The sequence below is a fragment of the Rhodococcus sp. IEGM1428 genome, from assembly GCF_050321865.1.
Classification (GTDB): Bacteria; Actinomycetota; Actinomycetes; order Mycobacteriales; family Mycobacteriaceae; genus Rhodococcoides.
This window is the reverse complement of sequence record NZ_JBNQFW010000001.1, coordinates 1,543,373-1,562,551: the sequence shown is the minus strand read 5'-3', so window position 1 is coordinate 1,562,551 and position 19,179 is coordinate 1,543,373. Positions and strand designations below refer to the sequence as shown.

Annotated in this window: 16 protein-coding genes and 2 pseudogenes; 10 read left to right on the top strand and 8 right to left on the bottom strand. The window is 65.3% G+C overall.

Annotation, left to right across the window (positions count from 1 at the left end):
* The first annotated feature begins 35 nt into the window (after positions 1–35).
* From ACQR3T_RS07305 to ACQR3T_RS07290, 4 genes and pseudogenes are all read left to right on the top strand, one after another.
* On the top strand, positions 36–1,532 hold the full coding sequence (locus ACQR3T_RS07305) for a glutamate-cysteine ligase family protein (protein WP_428692875.1): 1,497 nt from the start codon (positions 36–38) through the stop codon (positions 1,530–1,532).
* A 43-nt stretch (positions 1,533–1,575) separates the two neighbouring features.
* Entirely contained in the window at positions 1,576–2,841 is a 1,266-nt protein-coding gene (locus tag ACQR3T_RS07300) for a saccharopine dehydrogenase family protein (protein ID WP_428692874.1), read from the top strand.
* 199 nt (positions 2,842–3,040) lie between these two features.
* Positions 3,041–3,598 (top strand): annotated as a pseudogene (locus ACQR3T_RS07295) (CoA transferase); the annotation flags it as partial.
* 41 nt (positions 3,599–3,639) lie between these two features.
* Positions 3,640–3,924: pseudogene (locus tag ACQR3T_RS07290) on the top strand (CoA transferase); the annotation flags it as partial.
* A gap of 250 nt (positions 3,925–4,174) precedes the next feature.
* Here ACQR3T_RS07290 and proP read toward each other — a convergent pair.
* Positions 4,175–5,584: a glycine betaine/L-proline transporter ProP gene (gene proP, locus ACQR3T_RS07285; RefSeq protein ID WP_230594580.1), complete on the bottom strand. Its 1,410-nt coding sequence runs from the start codon at positions 5,582–5,584 to the stop codon at positions 4,175–4,177.
* 308 nt (positions 5,585–5,892) lie between these two features.
* On the opposite strand from proP, the gene ACQR3T_RS07280 reads away from it, so the two are divergent.
* Together ACQR3T_RS07280 and ACQR3T_RS07275 are read left to right on the top strand one after the other, a co-directional pair.
* The gene (locus ACQR3T_RS07280; protein ID WP_428692873.1) at positions 5,893–6,363 is read left to right on the top strand and encodes an OsmC family protein; all 471 of its coding nucleotides are present in this window, start codon (positions 5,893–5,895) and stop codon (positions 6,361–6,363) included.
* The gene (locus ACQR3T_RS07275; RefSeq protein WP_428692872.1) at positions 6,360–7,436 is read left to right on the top strand and encodes a nucleoside hydrolase; all 1,077 of its coding nucleotides are present in this window, start codon (positions 6,360–6,362) and stop codon (positions 7,434–7,436) included. The genes ACQR3T_RS07280 and ACQR3T_RS07275 overlap by 4 nt, the downstream gene beginning before the upstream one ends.
* Here the strand turns inward: ACQR3T_RS07275 and meaB are convergent.
* The 3 genes from meaB to mutA are packed head-to-tail and all read right to left on the bottom strand — an operon-like array spanning position 7,413 to position 12,606.
* Positions 7,413–8,447: a methylmalonyl Co-A mutase-associated GTPase MeaB gene (gene meaB, locus ACQR3T_RS07270; protein ID WP_428692871.1), complete on the bottom strand. Its 1,035-nt coding sequence runs from the start codon at positions 8,445–8,447 to the stop codon at positions 7,413–7,415. The genes ACQR3T_RS07275 and meaB overlap by 24 nt on opposite strands.
* Positions 8,448–8,449: 2 nt before the next feature.
* On the bottom strand, positions 8,450–10,720 hold the full coding sequence (scpA, locus tag ACQR3T_RS07265; RefSeq protein ID WP_428692870.1) for a methylmalonyl-CoA mutase: 2,271 nt from the start codon (positions 10,718–10,720) through the stop codon (positions 8,450–8,452).
* Positions 10,717–12,606: a methylmalonyl-CoA mutase small subunit gene (gene mutA, locus ACQR3T_RS07260; protein ID WP_428692869.1), complete on the bottom strand. Its 1,890-nt coding sequence runs from the start codon at positions 12,604–12,606 to the stop codon at positions 10,717–10,719. The genes scpA and mutA overlap by 4 nt, the downstream gene beginning before the upstream one ends.
* 169 nt (positions 12,607–12,775) lie before the next feature.
* Between mutA and ACQR3T_RS07255 the strand changes: the two genes are divergently transcribed.
* The 3 genes from ACQR3T_RS07255 to ACQR3T_RS07245 are packed head-to-tail and all read left to right on the top strand — an operon-like array spanning position 12,776 to position 14,629.
* On the top strand, positions 12,776–13,492 hold the full coding sequence (locus ACQR3T_RS07255) for a TVP38/TMEM64 family protein (protein ID WP_428692868.1): 717 nt from the start codon (positions 12,776–12,778) through the stop codon (positions 13,490–13,492).
* Between the two features lie 31 nt (positions 13,493–13,523).
* The gene (locus ACQR3T_RS07250) at positions 13,524–14,123 is read left to right on the top strand and encodes a hypothetical protein (RefSeq protein WP_032403394.1); all 600 of its coding nucleotides are present in this window, start codon (positions 13,524–13,526) and stop codon (positions 14,121–14,123) included.
* Positions 14,120–14,629, top strand: a complete 510-nt coding sequence (locus tag ACQR3T_RS07245) for a hypothetical protein (protein WP_032377854.1) — start codon at positions 14,120–14,122, stop codon at positions 14,627–14,629. Before ACQR3T_RS07250 ends, ACQR3T_RS07245 begins: the two co-directional genes overlap by 4 nt.
* Before the next feature lie 12 nt (positions 14,630–14,641).
* Here the strand turns inward: ACQR3T_RS07245 and ACQR3T_RS07240 are convergent, their stop codons facing one another.
* The 3 genes from ACQR3T_RS07240 to ACQR3T_RS07230 are packed head-to-tail and all read right to left on the bottom strand — an operon-like array spanning position 14,642 to position 17,125.
* Complete coding sequence (locus ACQR3T_RS07240; RefSeq protein ID WP_032377853.1) at positions 14,642–15,826, bottom strand: SPFH domain-containing protein; 1,185 nt, start codon at positions 15,824–15,826, stop codon at positions 14,642–14,644.
* 3 nt (positions 15,827–15,829) lie between these two features.
* Entirely contained in the window at positions 15,830–16,261 is a 432-nt protein-coding gene (locus tag ACQR3T_RS07235) for an NfeD family protein (RefSeq protein WP_032378478.1), read from the bottom strand.
* 54 nt (positions 16,262–16,315) lie between these two features.
* Positions 16,316–17,125 carry a DUF3097 domain-containing protein gene (locus tag ACQR3T_RS07230; protein WP_032378477.1) on the bottom strand — a complete coding sequence of 270 codons (810 nt, stop codon included), beginning with the start codon at positions 17,123–17,125 and terminating at the stop codon, positions 16,316–16,318.
* A gap of 76 nt (positions 17,126–17,201) precedes the next feature.
* Here ACQR3T_RS07230 and ACQR3T_RS07225 point away from each other — a divergent pair, with 76 nt between their 5' ends.
* Entirely contained in the window at positions 17,202–18,032 is an 831-nt protein-coding gene (locus tag ACQR3T_RS07225) for a hypothetical protein (protein WP_032403392.1), read from the top strand.
* Between the two features lie 25 nt (positions 18,033–18,057).
* On the opposite strand, the gene ACQR3T_RS07220 is transcribed toward ACQR3T_RS07225, so the two are convergent.
* A complete protein-coding gene (locus ACQR3T_RS07220) occupies positions 18,058–19,140 on the bottom strand; it encodes a ferrochelatase (RefSeq protein WP_037173788.1) in 1,083 nt (360 codons plus the stop codon).
* Positions 19,141–19,179: the final 39 nt, after the last annotated feature.

Here is a 19,179-nt window from a genome sequence, read left to right as displayed (position 1 = left end):
TCGGCCCTTCTTCACGTACCGATAGGCGGGTCACCATGGGCGAGGACGTCGAGCGTCGTAAGTTCACCAGGCAGGATCGACACGAGTTTCGTCAGAAAGTTCAGGACTGTCTCGACGCCTTGGCGATCATGCTGGCCGACGAGACCTTCCACGTCGGTGAGCCGCAGATCGGCATGGAGATCGAGCTCAATCTCGTCGACGACGACATGGCACCTTCGATGGCCAACGCCGCCGTGCTCGACGCCATCGCCGATCCCGACTACCAGACCGAACTCGGCCAGTTCAACATCGAGATCAACGTCGATCCCCGGCCGTTGCGTGGTGCATCCATCGCAGAACTGGAAGAGGACCTGCGGCGCTCGCTGAACGCAGCGGACGAACGCGCCCGCACCTCGGGTAGCCGTCTCGCCATGATCGGCATGCTCCCGACCTTGGACGAAGAACACTTTCAGCACCGCTGGCTGTCGGCCAATCCTCGCTACGACCTGCTCAACCAACAGATATTCGCCGCAAGAGGCGAGGACATCGAACTGAAGATCGGTGGTGTTCGACTGCCCGGTGCCGCCGCTACCGAGGACTTGGACATCGTCACCGACACCATCCTTCCCGAGGCGGCGTGCACCTCTGTTCAGTTGCATCTGCAGGTCGCGCCCGACGAGTTCGCGTCGTATTGGAATGCGGCGCAGGCACTCTCGGGAGTTCAGGTGGCCCTTGCCGCCAACTCGCCGTTCTTCGCCGGTCGCGCGCTGTGGCACGAGACCCGTATTCCGTTGTTCGAGCAGGCCACCGACACGAGGCCGCAGGAACTCAAGAATCAGGGTGTTCGGCCACGGGTGTGGTTCGGAGAACGGTGGATCACGTCGATCTTCGATCTGTTCGAGGAGAATTCGCGCTACTTCCCGGCGTTACTGCCCGTCTGCAGCGAGGAGGACCCCAAGGCTGCGCTGGCCGAGGGAAAGACGCCGTCGCTGTCCGAGCTGCGCATGCACAACGGAACCGTCTACCGGTGGAACCGTCCGATCTACGACCGGTCCGGCGACGGTCACCACATCCGGCTCGAGAACCGCGTCCTCCCGGCCGGACCGTCGGTGGTGGATACCCTCGCCGATGCCGCGTTCTACTACGGCACGGTGCGAGCACTGGCGGATGCCGATCGACCGTTGTGGTCGCAGATGTCGTTCGACGCTGCGGAGGAGAACGTGCACTCCGCCGCACGCGGCGGCTTCGATTCGATGCTGTACTGGCCCGAGGTCGGCTGGGTCAGTCCACAGGAACTGGTGTTGCGGCGGCTGCTGCCGATGGCCGATGCAGGATTGGCCGCCTACGGCGTGGACACGGCCGTGCGCGACCGGTACCTCGGCGTGATCGAAGCGCGGTGCCTGGCGAAGCAGTCCGGGTCGGTCTGGCAGCGAAACTCGGTCGTCGCCCGCGAACGGGCAGGCGACAAGCGGGATCGTGCCCTCGCCGGAATGCTGGGCGACTACGTCACGCAGATGAACTCCGGAGAGCCCGTACACACCTGGACCAACTGACGGCGCTTCGACTCGGTGCGGCAACCGCGTTAGTGTCGCTGCTATGAACTCGCCTGCTTCGGACTCGACCATCGGCCCCGATCGCACCTACGACATCGTCGTCTACGGAGCCACCGGCTTCGTCGGGAAACTGACGGCGAAGTACCTTGCCGAGCACGCTCCGGCCGGCACACGCATCGCTCTGGCCGGTCGTTCGACCGCACGGGTACACGCTGCGCAGAAGGAACTCGGACCGAAGGCCGCACACTGGTCCGCACTCGAGGCCGACGCCACCGACGTCGCGTCGCTGAACACCATGGCCCGGTCCACCAAGGTCGTCATCACCACGGTCGGCCCCTACGCGAAGTACGGCTTGGCGCTGGCAACGGCCTGCGCCGAAGCCGGCACGGACTACGTCGACCTCACCGGCGAGGTTCTGTTCGCCCGCGAGAGCATCGACGCCAATCACGAGATCGCTCAGCGCACCGGAGCACGCATCGTCCACTCGTGTGGATTCGATTCCGTCCCGTCCGACATCGGTGTGCACGCCCTGTACGAGGCCGTCACGGCCGACAACGCAGGCGAACTCACCGACACGACGCTGGTGGTCACCTCGATGTCCGGTGGAGTCAGCGGCGGCACCATCGACTCGCTGCGAGGACAGATCGAGGCGATGAAGAAGGACAAGCGGGCACGAAGGATCGCCGCTCGACCGTACTCACTCAGCCCGGACCGTGGCCTGGAGCCGCAGCTCGGCCGTCAACTCGACACCGTCCTGATCGACGGTAAGAAGATCGACCCGAGCCTGCGCGGATGGAAAGCACCGTTCGTGATGGCCTCGTACAACACACGCGTCGTCCGGCGCAGCAATGCACTTCGTGATTGGGCCTACGGCAAGCAGTTCCGCTACAGCGAAGTGATGAGCGTCGGGTCGTCGTTCGCCAGTCCGGTCCTCGCCGGGGCGCTCTCGGCAGGGCTGTTCGTCGGAGTGTCCGCCATGACGGTATTGCCGGGTAAGGTCCTCGACCGCATCTTGCCCAAGCCAGGAACCGGTCCAAGCGAGAAAGCCCGCGAGAAGGGGCATTTCACCGTCGACCTGTACACCCTCACCACCTCGGGTGCTCGCTACCGGGCCCGGATCAAGGCGTCGGGCGACCCCGGCTACAAGGCAACCGCGGTGATGCTCGGGGAATCGGCGCTGGCGCTGGTGCTCGGTGGCGATGCATTGCCGAAGGCCAGTGGAGTTCTGACTCCGGCCACCGCGATCGGCGACGTGCTCATCGACCGTCTCAACGCGGCCGGAATGGAGATCTGGGCCAAGCGGAACTGATGTCGGGAACAGCAGTCCCATCGGCACGGGGCCTGCGCCCGTGAGTGCATGGCTCGCGGCGACACTGCCGGTGGCGACCATCGCTGCCGAGTCGGTCGGTGCCCTCGGTACCGCAGTCGGCAGGCTGCGGGGTGTTCTCGGACCGTCCCCCACCGGCGCGGGCCCGACCGCGTCGGCGGAGCGGATAGCGGCATCGTTCATGGGTGACTCGATGCTGCGCCTCGACGGAGCACAGGTGCAGCCGTTCGCAGATCTGTCCGGCTTCTTCCGCGTGTCCGACGGCTGGGTGAGAACTCACGCGAACTATCCGCACCACCGGACCGCGCTACTCGAGACAGTCGGTCTCGACGAAGTGTGCGGCACAGATGAATTCGCGGCTCGGGTGGCGGGTATCGCCGCTGCAGATCTCGAATGGTCGTGCGCACAGAACGGCGCTCTGGCAGTGCAGGTCCGCACCGAAGACCAGTGGTCCGCTGAGCCTGCAGGAACTGCGGCCGGGTCCGGCCCGGTGATCGCGCGTTCGGACGACACGGGCTCTGCCACGTATCGAGTTCCCGAATTCCGAGGGACTACGGCTGCTCCGCTCGCCGGAGTGCGGGTACTGGATCTGACCCGCGTCATCGCCGGACCGGTGGCCACCCGCGCGCTCGCCCTGTTCGGTGCCGAGGTGCTTCGCGTCGATCCGCCCCACCGCCCCGAAATCACCTGGCAGCACCTGGAAAATGGGCAGGGGAAGCGTTCGGCGACGGTGGATATGAACACGCGTGACGGACGTGCAGTGGTGAACCGACTGCTCGAATTCGCCGATGTCCTGGTACCGGGTACCGCCCGGGCGCTCTCGAGCGCTTCGGACTCGAACACCGAGCGGACGTCCTGCACGGACGGGTCAGTGCCTGGGGAACTCGCGGGCCATGGTCGGGACGGCGTGGCTTCGACAGTCTCGTCCAGGCTGCCACCGGCATCTCGGTACTCGAAGGTAGTGGTGGAGAACTCGGGCGCCTGCCGGCCCAGGCGCTGGACCACGCGAGCGGGTACCTGCTCGCTGCTGGAATCGTCTCGGAGCTGGCCGATCGTGCATCCGGATTCGGGTCGGCCACCACCGTCGAGGTGTCCCTGGCCCGGACGGCCGCCTGGTTGCTCGAATCACCCGGACGGGATCCCGATCACGGTCCGGTCGAGACCCCGACACCGGACTGTGTGATCACGAACGGTCGCGTCACGGCAGCGCGCCCGGTGTTCGACGACTACGCCGACTACCCGTTTCCAGCACGCCCATGGGGAGCCGACGAGGCGCTCTGGTTGTAACGTGCCCTCTGTCTCGTCAGGGTCAGAGTCAAGGTCGTCCGGCCAAAGCCGATGCCTCGGTGTAGAGCTCCTTGGCTTCCTCCGTCGAATCCACCTGCGGCGGAGACCCGTCGAGCGGTTGCGTGGCGGATTCGCGCAGGAAACCGACTGCAATGAGTCCGATGACGCCGCTCACGATGAGGTAGTAGGCAGGAATCATCGGACTGCCGGTTGCACTGACCAGGGCCGACGTCACCAGGGGCGTCGTTCCGCCGAAGATGGAGACCGACAGATTGAACCCGATCGAGAGCGCGGCGTAGCGAATCCGGGTGGGAAACAGGGCCGGTAGCGTCGATGCGCTCGGTGCCGCGAAACACGCCAGTACGAGGCCGAGCAGGAGGCACGCGACGAGCGGCCCGACCCATCCGCTGCCACGCAGCAGAAGAAAACACGGTACGGCCAGAACGATCTGTCCGACGGCGCCGAACACGAATACCGGTTTGCGGCCGATCCTGTCGGTGAGTCTGCCCACGAGCACGATGATGCTCACCACGACGATCATCGCCGAAAGCACGAGCAAGTCGGCACTGAGCTGACTACGTCCGACAACTTCGGTGAAGTACGTCGGAAGGTACGACGTCACCATGTAATTGGTCACGTTGTACAAGAGCACGATTCCCATGCAGATCAGCAGAGCCCGCCAGTGATCGGTGAAGATCTTCCCCACCGACCTCCGTGCACTCTCCTGCGCTTTCACCTTGCTGTCGTGTTCGTCGAGTTGCTTACGGAATGCGGGAGTGTCCTCGAGCTTGAGACGTAGATACAGCCCGATGAGCCCCATCGGGCCGGCAACGAAGAACGGTATGCGCCAGCCCCATTCGACCATCGAGGCCTCGCCCAGCACCGCGTTGAGGATCGTCACCAGGCCGGAGCCCATCGCGTACCCGACGAAGGTGCCGAAGTCGAGCCAACTACCGAGGAAGCCACGTCGTTTGTCCGGGGAGTACTCGGCGATGAAGGTCGTGGCACCGCCGTACTCACCGCCGGTGGAGAAGCCTTGAACCAAGCGTGCGACGAGAAGGAGAATCGGTGCCCAGATTCCGATGGTCGCGTAGCTGGGGATGAGTCCGACGGCCAGGGTGCCGATGGCCATCATGATCATCGTGGCGGCGAGCACCTTCTGCCGACCGATTCGGTCCCCCAACGGGCCGAAGAACAGGCCGCCCAGTGGCCGAACCACGAATGCTGCGGCGAACGTGGCGAACGTCGAGATGAGCTGAACCGCGGGCGTGGCGTCGGGATAGAACACCTTGCCCAGCGTCGCCGCCAGGTAGCCGTAGACACCGAAGTCGAACCATTCCATCGTGTTGCCGAGGGCCGCAGCCGACACCGCGCGTTTGAGCATCGGTTGATCGACGACGGTGATGCTCTCCTCCGACAGCGCCGGCTTTCTCCGCATCCGATGGGAGAACGCGTCACGTCGGAGGAGTTGGACATGCCGATGTCCCCATCGCGATTGTCGGGGTGACGACTCGGGAGATTCTGGACCTTGCGCAACCGTCATTGCTGCAACGTTAGCCAGGGGAATGACCGCAGATCAAACAACGAACACGACAAAAAGCGACATCGGTCCAGGTTTCACCAGGTCGGTGGTCGAGTGATCCGTTTTGCCTGGCCCCCTTGACAATTGGGGCAATACGGTCGATCCGGACATCGGGGGGCGAGGTGGATCGTCGCCCCCCCGCCCGGTACTGGCACGATGGACTCGTGCCGAACCACAACTACGGACTCACAGTGAACTGGACGGGCAACCGCGGCGAGGGCACCTCGGGCGCCTCCTGCTACGACCGCGACCACATTGTCTCGGCTCCAGGCAAACCTGACCTCGCAGCAAGTTCCGATCCCAGCTTCCGCGGAGATGCAGAGCGCTGGAATCCCGAGGAGCTCCTCGTGGCCTCGCTGTCGAGTTTCCACATGCTCTGGTATCTCGGACTGGCCGCCGCATCGGGCGTGACCGTCACCGGCTACATCGACTCCCCCACCGGGGTAATGACGGAGCAATCCGACGGGTCCGGGCAGTTCGTCGAAGTCACCCTGGCCCCGGTCGTGAGCGTGGCCGACCCGTCGATGGTGGCCCGCGCCGAAAACCTGCACGCATCCGCGTCGTCGAAGTGCTTCATTGCACGTTCGGTCAATTTTCCGGTTCGCCACACCCCGACCACGCAGGTGGCCGCATGACGGTGCCACTGATCGTCGACGTCGACACCGGGATCGACGACTCGCTCGCCCTGCTCTATCTGCTCGCCAGCGAGGATGCCGAGATCCTCGGTATCGCATCCACCGCGGGCAATGTGCCGGTGAACCAAGTGGCGGCGAACAATCTGGCCTGGCTCGACCTGTGCCGCGCGAGTGATGTCGAGGTTTCCCTCGGTGCGCAGGTGCCGCTCGTGGCACCGCTGATGACCACCGAGGACACTCATGGGCCGCAGGGCATCGGCTACGCGGAACTACCGGCCTCGTCGCGGTCGCTGTCGGAGCGAGACGCCACCACGATGTGGATCGAGCTGGTCCGGTCGCGTCCGGGCGAGATCACCGGTCTCGTCACCGGTCCACTGACCAATCTCGCGCTGGCGATCCGGCGTGACCCCGAGCTTCCTCGACTGTTGAAGCGTCTGGTGCTGATGGGCGGAGCCTTCCAACACCAGGGCAACACCACACCTACCAGCGAATGGAACATCGCGGTGGACCCGGAGGCAGCCGCGGAGGTGTTCGCGGCCTTCTCCGGACTACCTGCCGAGCGTCGCCCCATCGTCTGCGCGCTCGACGTCACCGAGACCATCGAGATGACGCCGGAACACGTCCGGCGGCTTGCCGAACGGGCCGGAAGCTCTCCGGGCGAGGTGATCTCGCCCGACGATGCACCAGGTATCCGGTCGACCGCGTCGAATCCGATCGTGCGGCACTTCTCCGACGCGGTGCGGTTCTACATGGAATTTCATCGCGATCACGATCAAGGATTCCTGGCGCACATGCACGATCCGTTCGCGGCCGCTGTCGCGCTGGACGCGGATATCGCCACCTACCGACACGCGACCGTCGACGTCGAACTCGTCGGAACCCTCACGCGCGGAACCACAGTCGCGGACTGGCGCGGAATGTGGGGCAGGGACGCGAACGTCGCGGTCGCGACGCACACCGATCCGGAGGCGTTCTTCGACCGCTTGATCGATCGTGTCGGAGCTCTCGCCGCCCGGCTCTATCCCGCGACGCCGGCGGCCGACGCAGATTCAGGAATCGAACGCGTCGAGTAGCTCCTGCGCCGCGAGCGCGGCGGTCAGGGAACCGTCGCGCACCCGGGCCTCGACGTCGCTGCGGATGGCCTTGACGGAGGGATTCTGCGCCAGCCGGCGCAGCAGCTGATCGTTGACCATCGTCCACGTCCAATCGACCTGCTGCTTGCGACGCTTCTCTGCGAATTCGCCTGCGTCACTAAGTACTTGCCGATGGCGCAGCACTGTATCCCAGTACTCGTCGAGCCCGGTGCCCTCGATGGCACTCATCGTCAACACCGGGGGCTTCCAGATCGCATCGTGCGGATAGATCAGCCGCAACGCGCCCGCCAACTCCCGCGCCGCGTTCTTCGCATCGGTCGCGTGCTTGCCGTCGGCCTTGTTGACGGCCACCAGATCAGCGAGTTCGAGAACACCCTTCTTGATGCCCTGCAACTGATCTCCGGTGCGCGCAAGCGTCAGGAACGTGAAGCAGTCGACCATATTGGCGACCGTCACCTCCGACTGTCCGACGCCCACCGTCTCGACCAGGATCACGTCGAAACCGGCTGCTTCGAGCAGGACGATGGTCTCTCGGGTCGCACGTGCGACCCCGCCCAGAGTTCCCGACGTCGGAGACGGCCGAATGTACGCGTTCTCCTGCACCGCCAATCGCGACATCCGGGTCTTGTCACCCAGGATCGAACCACCGGTCCGCGTCGACGACGGATCGACGGCCAGCACCGCGACCCGGTGCCCCTTCTCGATCAACCGCATTCCGAGCGCGTCGATGAAGGTCGATTTGCCGACCCCCGGCACGCCGGTGATTCCGACGCGATGGGAACCACCTGCATCGGGCAGAACCCGAAGAAGCAACTGCTGAGCAAGGTCTCGATGATCCGATCGAGTCGACTCGACCAGGGTGATGGCACGCGCCAGACCGGATCGCTCGTTCGCTCGGACCGAGTCGGCCACCGCATCGATGTCGATGGTTCGGCCTCTCGGCGACGCTGCACCGGTCGAGGTACTCGTGTTGTCGTTCGGAGAACCCATACTCAGGCGTTAGCCTCGCGTGGTGCGTGCCCGAGCGCAACGGACAGCTTCTCCACCAGGCCGATCGCGGCGTCGGCGATAACAGTGCCCGGAGGGAAGATCGCCGCGGCACCCGCCGCGTAGAGCTCGTCGAAATCGCCGGGCGGAATGACGCCACCGACGACGATCATGATGTCGCCGCGGCCGACGTCGGCCAAGGCCTGACGCAAGGCGGGCACCAGCGTCAGATGGCCTGCCGCCAGGGACGACACGCCGACCACGTGAACGTCGTTGTCGGCGGCCTGGCGGGCCACCTCCTCCGGCGTCTGGAACAGGGGGCCGACGTCCACGTCGAAGCCGATGTCCGCGAACGCCGTGGCGATGACCTTCTGGCCTCGATCGTGACCGTCCTGACCCATCTTGCACACCAGCACACGGGGCCGACGACCCTCGTCCTCGGCGAACTGCTCGACCAGCGCAGTGGCGCGGGTGATGTTCTCGGATTTGCCTGCCTCGTCGCGGTACACACCACTGATTGTCCGGATTTCGGCCTGATGGCGCCCGTAGACCTTCTCGAGCGCGTCGGAGATCTCGCCGACGGTGGCCATCTTGCGTGCCGCGTCGATGGCGAGTGCGAGCAGATTGTTCTCCATCCCCGGCTGATCCGACGCCGCGGCCCGGGTCAGATTCGCCAGTGCTGCATCGACTTCGGCCGTGTCGCGCTCGGCGCGAAGGCGTTCGAGCTTCTCGATCTGCTCACGGCGGACCTTCGAGTTCTCGACCTTGAGCACCTCGATGGTGTCGGGCTCGTCGGGCACGTACTTGTTGACGCCCACCAGCGGCTGTCGGCCGGAGTCGATGCGAGCCTGGGTACGGGCCGCCGCCTCCTCGATGCGCAGCTTGGGAATTCCTTCGCCGATGGCCTGGGCCATACCGCCCGCTTCCTCGACCTCGGCGATATGCGCCCGAGCCCGATTCGCGAGCTGGTGGGTGAGCCATTCGACGTAATGCGAGCCGCCCCACGGATCGATCGGGCGCACGGTGTTGGACTCCTGAGCGATGAGCAGCTGGGTGTTGCGTGCGATGCGGGCCGAGAAGTCCGTCGGCAGCGCCAGCGCTTCGTCGAGCGCATTGGTGTGCAGGGACTGGGTGTGGCCTTGGGTAGCGGCCATGGCTTCGACGCAGGTACGCGCGACGTTGTTGAAGACGTCCTGTGCGGTCAACGACCAACCCGATGTCTGCGAATGAGTGCGCAGCGAACGGGATTTGGCGCTCTTGGGCTCGAATTGTTGGACGAGTTCGGCCCACAGCAGGCGCCCGGCGCGGAGCTTGGCGACCTCCATGAAGAAGTTCATTCCGATGGCCCAGAAGAACGACAGTCGCGGTGCGAACGTATCGATGTCCATACCTGCATCGAGGCCGGCGCGGATGTACTCGACACCGTCCGCAAGGGTGTAGGCCAGTTCGAGATCGGCTGTGGCACCGGCTTCTTGGATGTGGTAGCCGGAGATGGAGATCGAGTTGTACTTCGGCATCTTCTCGCTGGTGTACGCGAAGATGTCCGAGATGATGCGCATCGACGGCTTCGGCGGATAGATGTAGGTGTTGCGCACCATGAACTCTTTGAGGATGTCGTTCTGGATGGTGCCGGCGAGTTTCTCCGGCCCGACGCCCTGCTCCTCCGCGGCGGCGACGTACAGCGCCAGGATCGGCAGCACCGCTCCGTTCATCGTCATCGACACCGAGACACTACCGAGGTCGATGCCGTCGAACAGCTGACGCATGTCGTAGATGGAATCGATTGCGACACCGGCCATTCCGACGTCACCCTGCACGCGCGGATGATCGGAGTCGTACCCGCGGTGGGTGGCCAGGTCGAACGCCACCGACAGGCCCTTCTGGCCGGCCGCGAGGTTGCGGCGGTAGAAGGCGTTGGACTCGGCCGCGGTGGAGAATCCGGCGTACTGACGAATGGTCCACGGCTGGTTGACGTACATCGTGGGATACGGCCCGCGGAGGAACGGCGGGGCACCCGGATAGCTGTGCAGCGGATAGCCCTCGGCCTCCGCGGCGTCACGATCCGCCTCGGTGAACACCGGCTTGACGTCGATACCCTCGGGGGTGGACCACACCACCTGCTCGGGAGTGTAGAAGTTGGCCTTCGCACCCTGCTCCACATGAGCGGCGACGTCCTCGGCCGACGGCGGCGACGGCGTCGGCTCGTCGGGGTCGACCAGGGGCACGTCGGCGAAACTGCCGATGGTGTGCGAGATTCGGTTCTCGTCGGTCGTCACTTCGAGGCTCCCAGGGTGTCGAGAAGTTCGGTCAGCACGGCGACGGCATCGACCTTCGCGGTCAGGAATCCATCGGGACGCGACGTGCCCTCGATGCCGGCGAAAATCTTCTCGGGTCCGGCGAGAAGAACCCGCGAAACACCAGCGGCGCGTGCTGCATCAACGGCAGTGGACGCCTCGTCGGCGTATCGCTTGTCGGTACCGCACACCACTGCGACGGAGGCTCGAGAGGTCCCGACCGATCCGGCAATTCCGTCCACGGTCAGTGGACCTGGATTGACGGCCTCGATTCCGCCCGACGCCAGCAGATTCGATGCGAACGTCGTTCGGACGTTGTGTTCGGCGACGCTTCCCAGCGGTATCAGGAGTACGGTGGGCCGCGAATCATGCTCGGCCAGAAAGGCATCCGACCGATCCCGAAGCGCCTCGAAGGCTCTGCCGTACCGGTGCACCGCCGAGCCCTGCTGCGCGGTCTGCTCGGGGCTCAGTGGAGCCTCGGCCAGATTGGGGAATTCGTTGACGCCGGTCAGTGGGGTGAGCCGGTGGGCGATGTCGGAATCGCGCTCTGCACGGGTCTTCTCGATCGCCGCCACGAGTGAACCGTCGTCGACGGCGGCGCGGAATCCACCCGACGCTTCGACGGTCTGGAAGAACTCCCAGGCCTTCGCGGCAACCGCGGCCGTCAGCTCCTCGATGTACCAGGAACCCGCGCCCGGATCCAGCACCCGTCCCAGATGGGCTTCCTCGAGCAGCAGCAATTGGGTGTTCCTGGCGATGCGGGCCGCGAAGGTCTTCGACACCCCCGCTGCGCCGCCGTGCAGCGCGGCATCGAACGGCAGTACCGTCACCGAATCCGCGCCGCCCACCCCGGCACCGAAGGACGCGAGTGTGGTGCGCAGCATGTTCACCCACGGATCTCGTTGAGACATCATTGCTTCCGAGGTCACCGCATGCTGTGGAGCATCACCGGCGTCCGGGGATCCGCACACCTGCGCAACGCGCGCCCACAGTGTGCGCGCGGCCCTGAACTTGGCGACGGTCTGAAACTGATCGTCGGTGGCGGCGAACCGGAATTCGATCTGGCGCAGAGCATCCGAGATGCCGACGCCTGCGTTCGTCATGGAGCGGACGTACTCGAGGCCTGCGGCAATCGACGCACCGAGTTCCTGCGCGTCGCCGGCTCCGAGATTGTGGAAGACGGTGCCGTCGACGGTGATCGTGCGAACGGTCTCGGCGCGACCGATCGACTCGCGAACCAGCTCGAGTGCCTCGGTCATCTCGATCGTCGCGGTGCCCCCCAACTGCGCAGTGAGGGTGGACACTCCGAGTCGGATATCGACCGCGGCGCGATCGTCGATGTCGGCCGAGTCGAGAATCGAGAACAACGAGGCTGCCGCGGCAGATACGTCCTCGCGCGCATCGATCGTCAGCGGTGCGAGCTCGAGGAACACCCCGCGCAAAGCCTCCGGCAGCACTGTCGGGTCGACGCCGTGGCCACCGACCGTCAACCACAGGGCGCTGGTGCCGTTGGACAGCGAGTCGAGAATCTGGGTGTTGAGAACGGACGCGTCACCGTCGGCTGCGTCACGGGCAGTCGAGCCGTGCCGAGTGCACACCTTCCAGCCTGCATTGACGTCGCGATGGGGATCGCGACCCCGTACGTACGGAAACTGGCCCGGTAGCGGACCTTCCGGTCGCTCGTCGAACGCTGTGTACAACGGGGAGACCGTGATCCCGTCGTAGGTCGTGGAATCGAGAAGATGTTCGGGATCGGCGGGCAGATCGGCCACCTCGACCCTGCGAGATTTGGCCAACACACCGGCCACTGACTTCTGCCAGGCCGCATGAGCACTGCGTGCGGCATCTTCGTGCGACGCGATGGACACGTGTGCTGCTCCCTCGGTTCGGCGGGCAGTTCTACACCCGACTTGAAGTGATGCTAACCCCACTTCATTGCAGGTTATCGTGAGGATCACCTCACGTTCGGTCGTACCGCTCGGTCGTCGAACTTCGAGATGGCCAAGGTGTCACCTTGCGCCGGTACGCTGGCCTCTCGTGACCCGGCACCTGCGCGACCTCCGACTGATCGCGCTGGTGGCGGTGATCGTCGTCTTCGCCCTCGTGGCCGTGTTAGCTCCCCATCCGAGTGTCGAAGAGATTCGCCAGTGGGGAACAGCCGTCGGGCCTGCGTTCCCGCTCGCTTTCTTCGCCGTGCACGCGATCGTCACCATCGCGCCGGTCCCGAGAACCCTGTTCACACTCAGTGCCGGAGTTCTGTTCGGGCCGCTGACCGGCCTGGCCGTCACTATCGGAGCGTCGACGGTCAGCGCAATCCTGGCTCTGTTGCTGGTCCGCGCGATCGGACGCGAGGCCGTGGCAGCTCGAATGTCCCATTCGGCCCTGGACTCGATCGACGACAGCCTTCGCCGGAGAGGCTGGCTCGCCGTCGGCTCCCTGCGCTTGATCGCCCCGGTGCCGTTCTCGTTGGTGAACTACGCCTGCGGTGTATCGGCGGTGCGTCTCGTGCCGTTCGCCGTGGCGACCGCGATCGGCATGCTGCCGGGCACTCTCGGGATCGTCGTGATCGGCGGTGCCATCGGAGGTGAGACGCATCCGGTGCTGCTGGTGCTGTCCGCGGTCTGCATCGCGATCGGACTGAGCGGCCTGGTGGTGGATTGGCGGCTCTCGCGCGGCTCGAAGTCGGAGCGTGTTCCCGCCGGCAGTCAGCAGGGCGGGTGCCTTGACTCCGATGAATCAAGCCTTGAAGCTTGACTATTCCAAATCAACGACCTAGCCTTGTCCAATGTTCGTTCTGACCGTGGACCAACGTCGAAGTAGACGTGATATCGATCGGGTGCCCGAACTGCTCGACCGGTATCGCGACCACGGGCTGATCCGTCCTTTCGATCGCACGGCAGGAGACGAAGTCCAAGCCGTGTGCGAGGACGCCGCCACCGTCGTCTCCATCGCGCTCGAACTGGTATCCACGCCACAGTGGAGCGTAGGAATCGGCATCGGTTCCGTAGAGCTTCCGCTACCGGAAACCACGCGAGCCGGACGTGGTCCGGCTTTCGAGGCAGCTCGAGACGCTGTGACCAGAGCCAAGGGAACCCCCGCCGCGCTTGCCGTCTCCGGCCCCGAGCCCACTGCCGCCGAAGATGCGGAGACGGCATTCACCCTTGTTGCCCTCCTGATCGGCCGCCGCTCGGACCACGGCCGCGAAGCGGTTGCACTCATGGAGGGCGGGTTGTCGCAGACCGACGCGGCAGAGCGGTTGAAGATCAGCAAACAAGCTATGTCGCAACGACTCTCCGTCGCCGGCTGGCAGGTGGAGAATGCGGGCCGCACCCTGGCGACTCGATTGCTCGACACCGCGAACACGACGGGAAGCCATCGGCCATGATCGTTGCCACCCTGGTGCTACTGGCATTGACCGCAGTCGCCGCTACCATCCCCGCCGGCACCGGAATTCGCCGATGGTTGCCCACCGCCGCCGCGTCGAGTCTGCTCGCGGCAGCGGCGATCCTGGCCACGGTGGCCGGACCGGCCTACGGTCTCGGCCACGCCATCGGAGTGGTCCTCACCGTCCTCGCTGCGGCCCTGGGCGGAACAGCGATGGTACCCACAGTGTTTCGCGTCGCACGACGACAAAGCGACTCGACCGGAGACGATCCGGTCGAGCCGCTGCGTGGTGGACTGACCATCGGCATCCTCGAACGCGTGGCCGTTGCCGTGTCGATCCTCGCCGGTTGGCCGGAAGGGATCGCCATCGTGCTGGCAGTCAAGGGACTCGCGCGCTATCCCGAGCTGCGCGAATCCCACGCCTCCGAACAGTTCATCATCGGCACCTTCGCCAGCGTGCTGTGGGCCCTGGCCGCTGCCGGTGTAGGAACCGCCCTGTTCAACTGATCACCGAAGATCTCAGCGCTGTTCCGGCTCCGCCTCGGGCGACGCCGAGAGGGCACCGACGTCGAAGCCCTTCGAGAGTTCCGGAGACGCCGCCAACGACGTGTCGACCGGCTTGCGCGCCACTGCTTCTGCAGCCTTGACCGCCTCGGCGACCGCCGGATCGGTCTTGGTCTCGAACCATTCGGCTACCTCGTCCGAGTCGTCCTCGGGCTTGGGCTCGTTGCCCGCCGACTCGTTGGGCTCGTAGCGGAACACCCCGTCCTCGCCGGGAGCACCGAGTGTCTTGGCGAAGCCCTTGAGTGCATCGCCGAAATCGCTCGGGATCATCCACACCTTGTTGGCGTCGCCCTGAGCCATCTGTGGCAGCGTCTGCATGTACTGGTACGCGAGCAACTCGGGCGTGGGCTTGCCGGCCTTGATGGCACCGAACACCTTCTCGATCGCCTTGGCCTGACCCTGAGCTTCGAGGTACTTCGCGGCGCGGTCACCCTGCGCTCGCAGGATGCGCGACTGCCGCTCGCCCTCGGCGGTGAGGATCGCTGCCTGCTTGCCACCCTCGGCTGCAAGAATTCGACTCTGCTTGTCACCCTCGGCTGTCTTGATCGCCGATTCACGATGTCCTTCGGCAGTGAGGATGGTCGCTCGCTTCTCACGATCGGCCTTCATCTGCTTCTCCATCGACTCCTGAATCGAGGGCGGCGGATCGATGCTCTTGAGCTCCACTCGGGCCACTCGCAGGCCCCATCGGCCGGTTGCCTCGTCCAGCACGACGCGGAGTTGACCGTTGATCGAATCACGCGAGGTGAGCGTCTCTTCCAGCGTCATTCCACCGACGACGTTGCGCAGCGTGGTGGTCGTCAACTGCTCGACGCCGACGATGTAATTGTTGATCTCGTACACGGCCGATTGCGGATTGGTCACCTGGAAGTAGACGACGGTGTCGATCGACACGGTCAGGTTGTCCTTGGTGATCACCGGCTGAGGGGGAAACGACACGACCCGCTCGCGCAGGTCGACCTTGGCACGAATGCGGTCGACGAACGGTACGAGGACCGTGAGCTGACCGGACACGGTGCGCGTGTAGCGGCCGAGCCGCTCGATCACGGCTGCCTCGGCTTGCGGGACGATCGAGATGGACTTGGCCATCAGCACCGCGACGAACACGACGATGACAGCCAGTGCGATGAGTGCTTCCACTGGCTACGGTCCCTTCCATACGACGGCGGTAGCGCCGTCTATTTCCATCACGGTCACGGTGGTACCCGGGGCATAGACCTCGGTCTCGTCGAGTGGACGAGCGGTCCACACCTCACCACCGAGCTTGATCTGGCCTTCGTGTGCAGTGACCTGCTCGAGCACCACGGCACTCTTGCCGGTGAGTGCTGCCATGCCCATCGGGGTATCGGGCGGATTAGCGAAGCGCCGCAACAGAATCGGTCGCAACCCGAGAACCAGCGCCAGAGACAGGACACCGAAGACGATCGCATCGGCCCACACCGGGAAATCCGTGAGAGCAGAGACACCGGCAGTACCAAGGGCACCGCCGGCAATCATCAGAAGGAAGAAGTCACCCGTCAGTGCCTCGGCACCGGCGAGCACCACTGCCGCTATGAGCCAAATGATCGCTGCCACAGCCTCCATCCAATCACGAATCGGACAATTGCCGGTGCGTTGCTGGACACAGCCCTACTCGGTGACGAAGTCGACCAATTGTTCGACGGCTCCGATCAACGGTGCCTCGAGGTCCCGAAAGCTCGACACCGACGAATACACCCGACGCCATCCCTCCCGCGGACTCCCCCACCCCAGCTCTCGGCAGATTCCGGTCTTCCAATCCTCGCCCCGCGGGATCTTCGGCCAGGCATCGATACCGACCGCAGCAGGCTTGACCGCCTCCCAGACGTCGATGAACGGATGACCGGTGACCAGCACATGCTCGCCAAGCGACCTCGTCAACTTCGACTCCTTGGAACCGGTCACCAAATGGTCCACCAGCACTCCGACCCGCCGGCCGGGGCCTGGACCGAAATCGGCCAATCGCTCCCCCAGGTTGTCCAGGCCCTCGAGGTGCTCGACGACCACTCCCTCCACTCGAAGATCATGGCCCCACACACTTTCGACGAGGGCCGCGTCGTGCACCCCTTCGACCCAGATCCGGCTCGCGCGGGCCGTTCGTGCCCGCAGTCCCTCGACTTTGGTGGACCCGGAGGCAGAGCGCGTCTGCTGTGGTGTCGCAGCGGCGGGCTTCGGGCGGACCAGAGTCACCCGACGGCCGTCGATCAGGAACGCGGCTTCGCGCAGGGCGAACAGACGCGTGGTGCGGGCACCGTCCTCGAGTCGGACGAAGTCTCCGTCATAGGTGCGCTCGAATCCGACCACCGCACCGCAGTAACCGGTTCCGGCGTCTTCGACGACCAGTCCGCGCTCGGCCGGAACTTCCGGTGCCGGCACCTTCCGCATCCGACTGTGCCCTTTGAGAATGTCTCCGCCGTACATGTCGTTCACGGCGGTCAACGCTAGCGACACCGGCGTCCCGAGCACGGTTCGCCACGCCGACCTATGCTCGTGAGTCGTGTGTTCTTCGAGTGCGAGTCTTGCCCTGTGGGCCAGTTCCTGGCTGGCTGGTGCCAGCTCACCGGACGACGTCATCGACGCCATGTCCGAGTGGGCTCCGATGCATCTGGTGGGTGCGGGCGATGCGGGTGCGGCCGCGAGCTTCGGACTGCAGCATCCCGGTTACGTCGAGGGCATCGCAGGCCTGCTGCAGGCGATCAGGGCCACCGCAGGGGCAGAGATGCGGTCTGCAGTCGGAGACGACCGGGTCAGACTCGTTCTGCCTGCCCCCGGCGCCGTCAGCGGACTGCCGGCGAACACGGATTTCTCGCGCGCCGCCCTGAACGCCGGGCAGGCCGTGATAGTCGGTGCCTCGGGCAACCACGGGATCGGAGTGGTGCCGATCGTCGAGGGACCGGATGTGTTGCGCTGGACCGTGTATTCGATCGTCGTTCCCGAGCACGGCCATCGCGAACAAGGCTTGGGCGAGGCCGAATACGAGATGCGCGAGGCCGTTCGCGGCGCGGCGGACGCTCTCGCCCAGATGCAGTCGCTCCCCACCCGAACCCTGCAATCCGATCCACGCGCCCGCATCGCCGCACTGATCGCCGACGCGGCCCGGCATCGCTACCCCGCCGAGATGTCGGACAGGGCATTCCGGGTGCTCGAATCGGCAGACCGGGTTGCGGCCATTCTGACCGTCGCGGCGGGGTCTGCTCCGTCGGAAGCCCCCACCGCGACAGCTGCTGCGGCGCGCGAGGAGTTGGTTCGGCCGCTGTGGGCTGCTGTCCGTACTGCCCGCACCATCGCTGTCGCGACGAGCATCGAAGCGGCGATGCACTCCGCTTGATGCCCGTCGGTCGTTCGATCGGTGACTATCGGGAAGCGGCCCCGGCAGGACGAGCCGGCCGGGTCGGTTGCTCGCAGCAGCCGACGGCGCAGCGATTTCCGTCCAGCGTCGAACCGTAGCCCGGCACGCGTCCGAGCCCGCGGCAGTCGGCACCGAGGCGGTACTCGTCGACGAGCTCGCGAATCATCTTGGGAAAACGCACATCCGACCCGGGGGTTCCGGCGCGGGCGAAGGCCATCCCGAGTTCGCGAGCCTTCTCCTCGGCCTCGGTGTCGAGATCCCACACGACCTCGAGATGGTCGGACACGAATCCGATCGGACACACGATCACCGCGTCGACCGACCGAGCCGAGAGCGCTTCGAGATGGTCACAGATGTCGGGGTCGAGCCACGGAACCTGTGGCGGTCCCGATCGGGACTGCCACACCAGGTCGTAGTCCTCGACACCGGACGCGGCCGCAACGAGCCTCGAGGCCTCGGCAACCTGACGGCTGTAGAGGTGACCGCCGTCTTCGGGCGGACCGGCATTGGCGTCGGCGGCCGAGGGGATGGAGTGTGCGGTGAACACCAGGCGTGCACCGGCGCGGTGCTGCTCGGGCAGTGAGGCTCGCGCCGATGCGACGGCATCGGTGAAAGCGTCGACCATCAGCGGGTGGTCGTAGTACTGCCGGATCTTGAGCAGGTGCGGTGCGCCGTCGCCCACTGCGTCGCGGGCTCGGGCGATGTCCTCGTGATACTGCCTGCACCCGGAGTAGCCGCCCCACGCCGACGTCGGGAACACCAAGGCGTTGCCGATTCCGTCCGACTTCATGGTTGCCACGGTGTCCTCGATCATCGGATGCCAGTTGCGGTTTCCGAAGTAGATCGGCAGATCGATTCCAGCCGAATCGAATTCGGCCTGCAGTGCGGAGATGATGTTGCGATTGAGCTCGTTGATCGGGGAAACACCCCCGAAATGCATGTAGTGCTCGACGACGGCGTCGAGACGCTCGGGCGGAACACCGCGTCCGCGAGTGACGTTCTCGAGAAACGGGCGAACGTCGGCAGGCTTTTCCGGTCCGCCGAACGAGAGCACCAACAGTGCGTCGAAATCTCCAGGGGTGGTCATGAATCCATTGTGCCCCTGCCGCAGCAGGGCTGCGGCAGG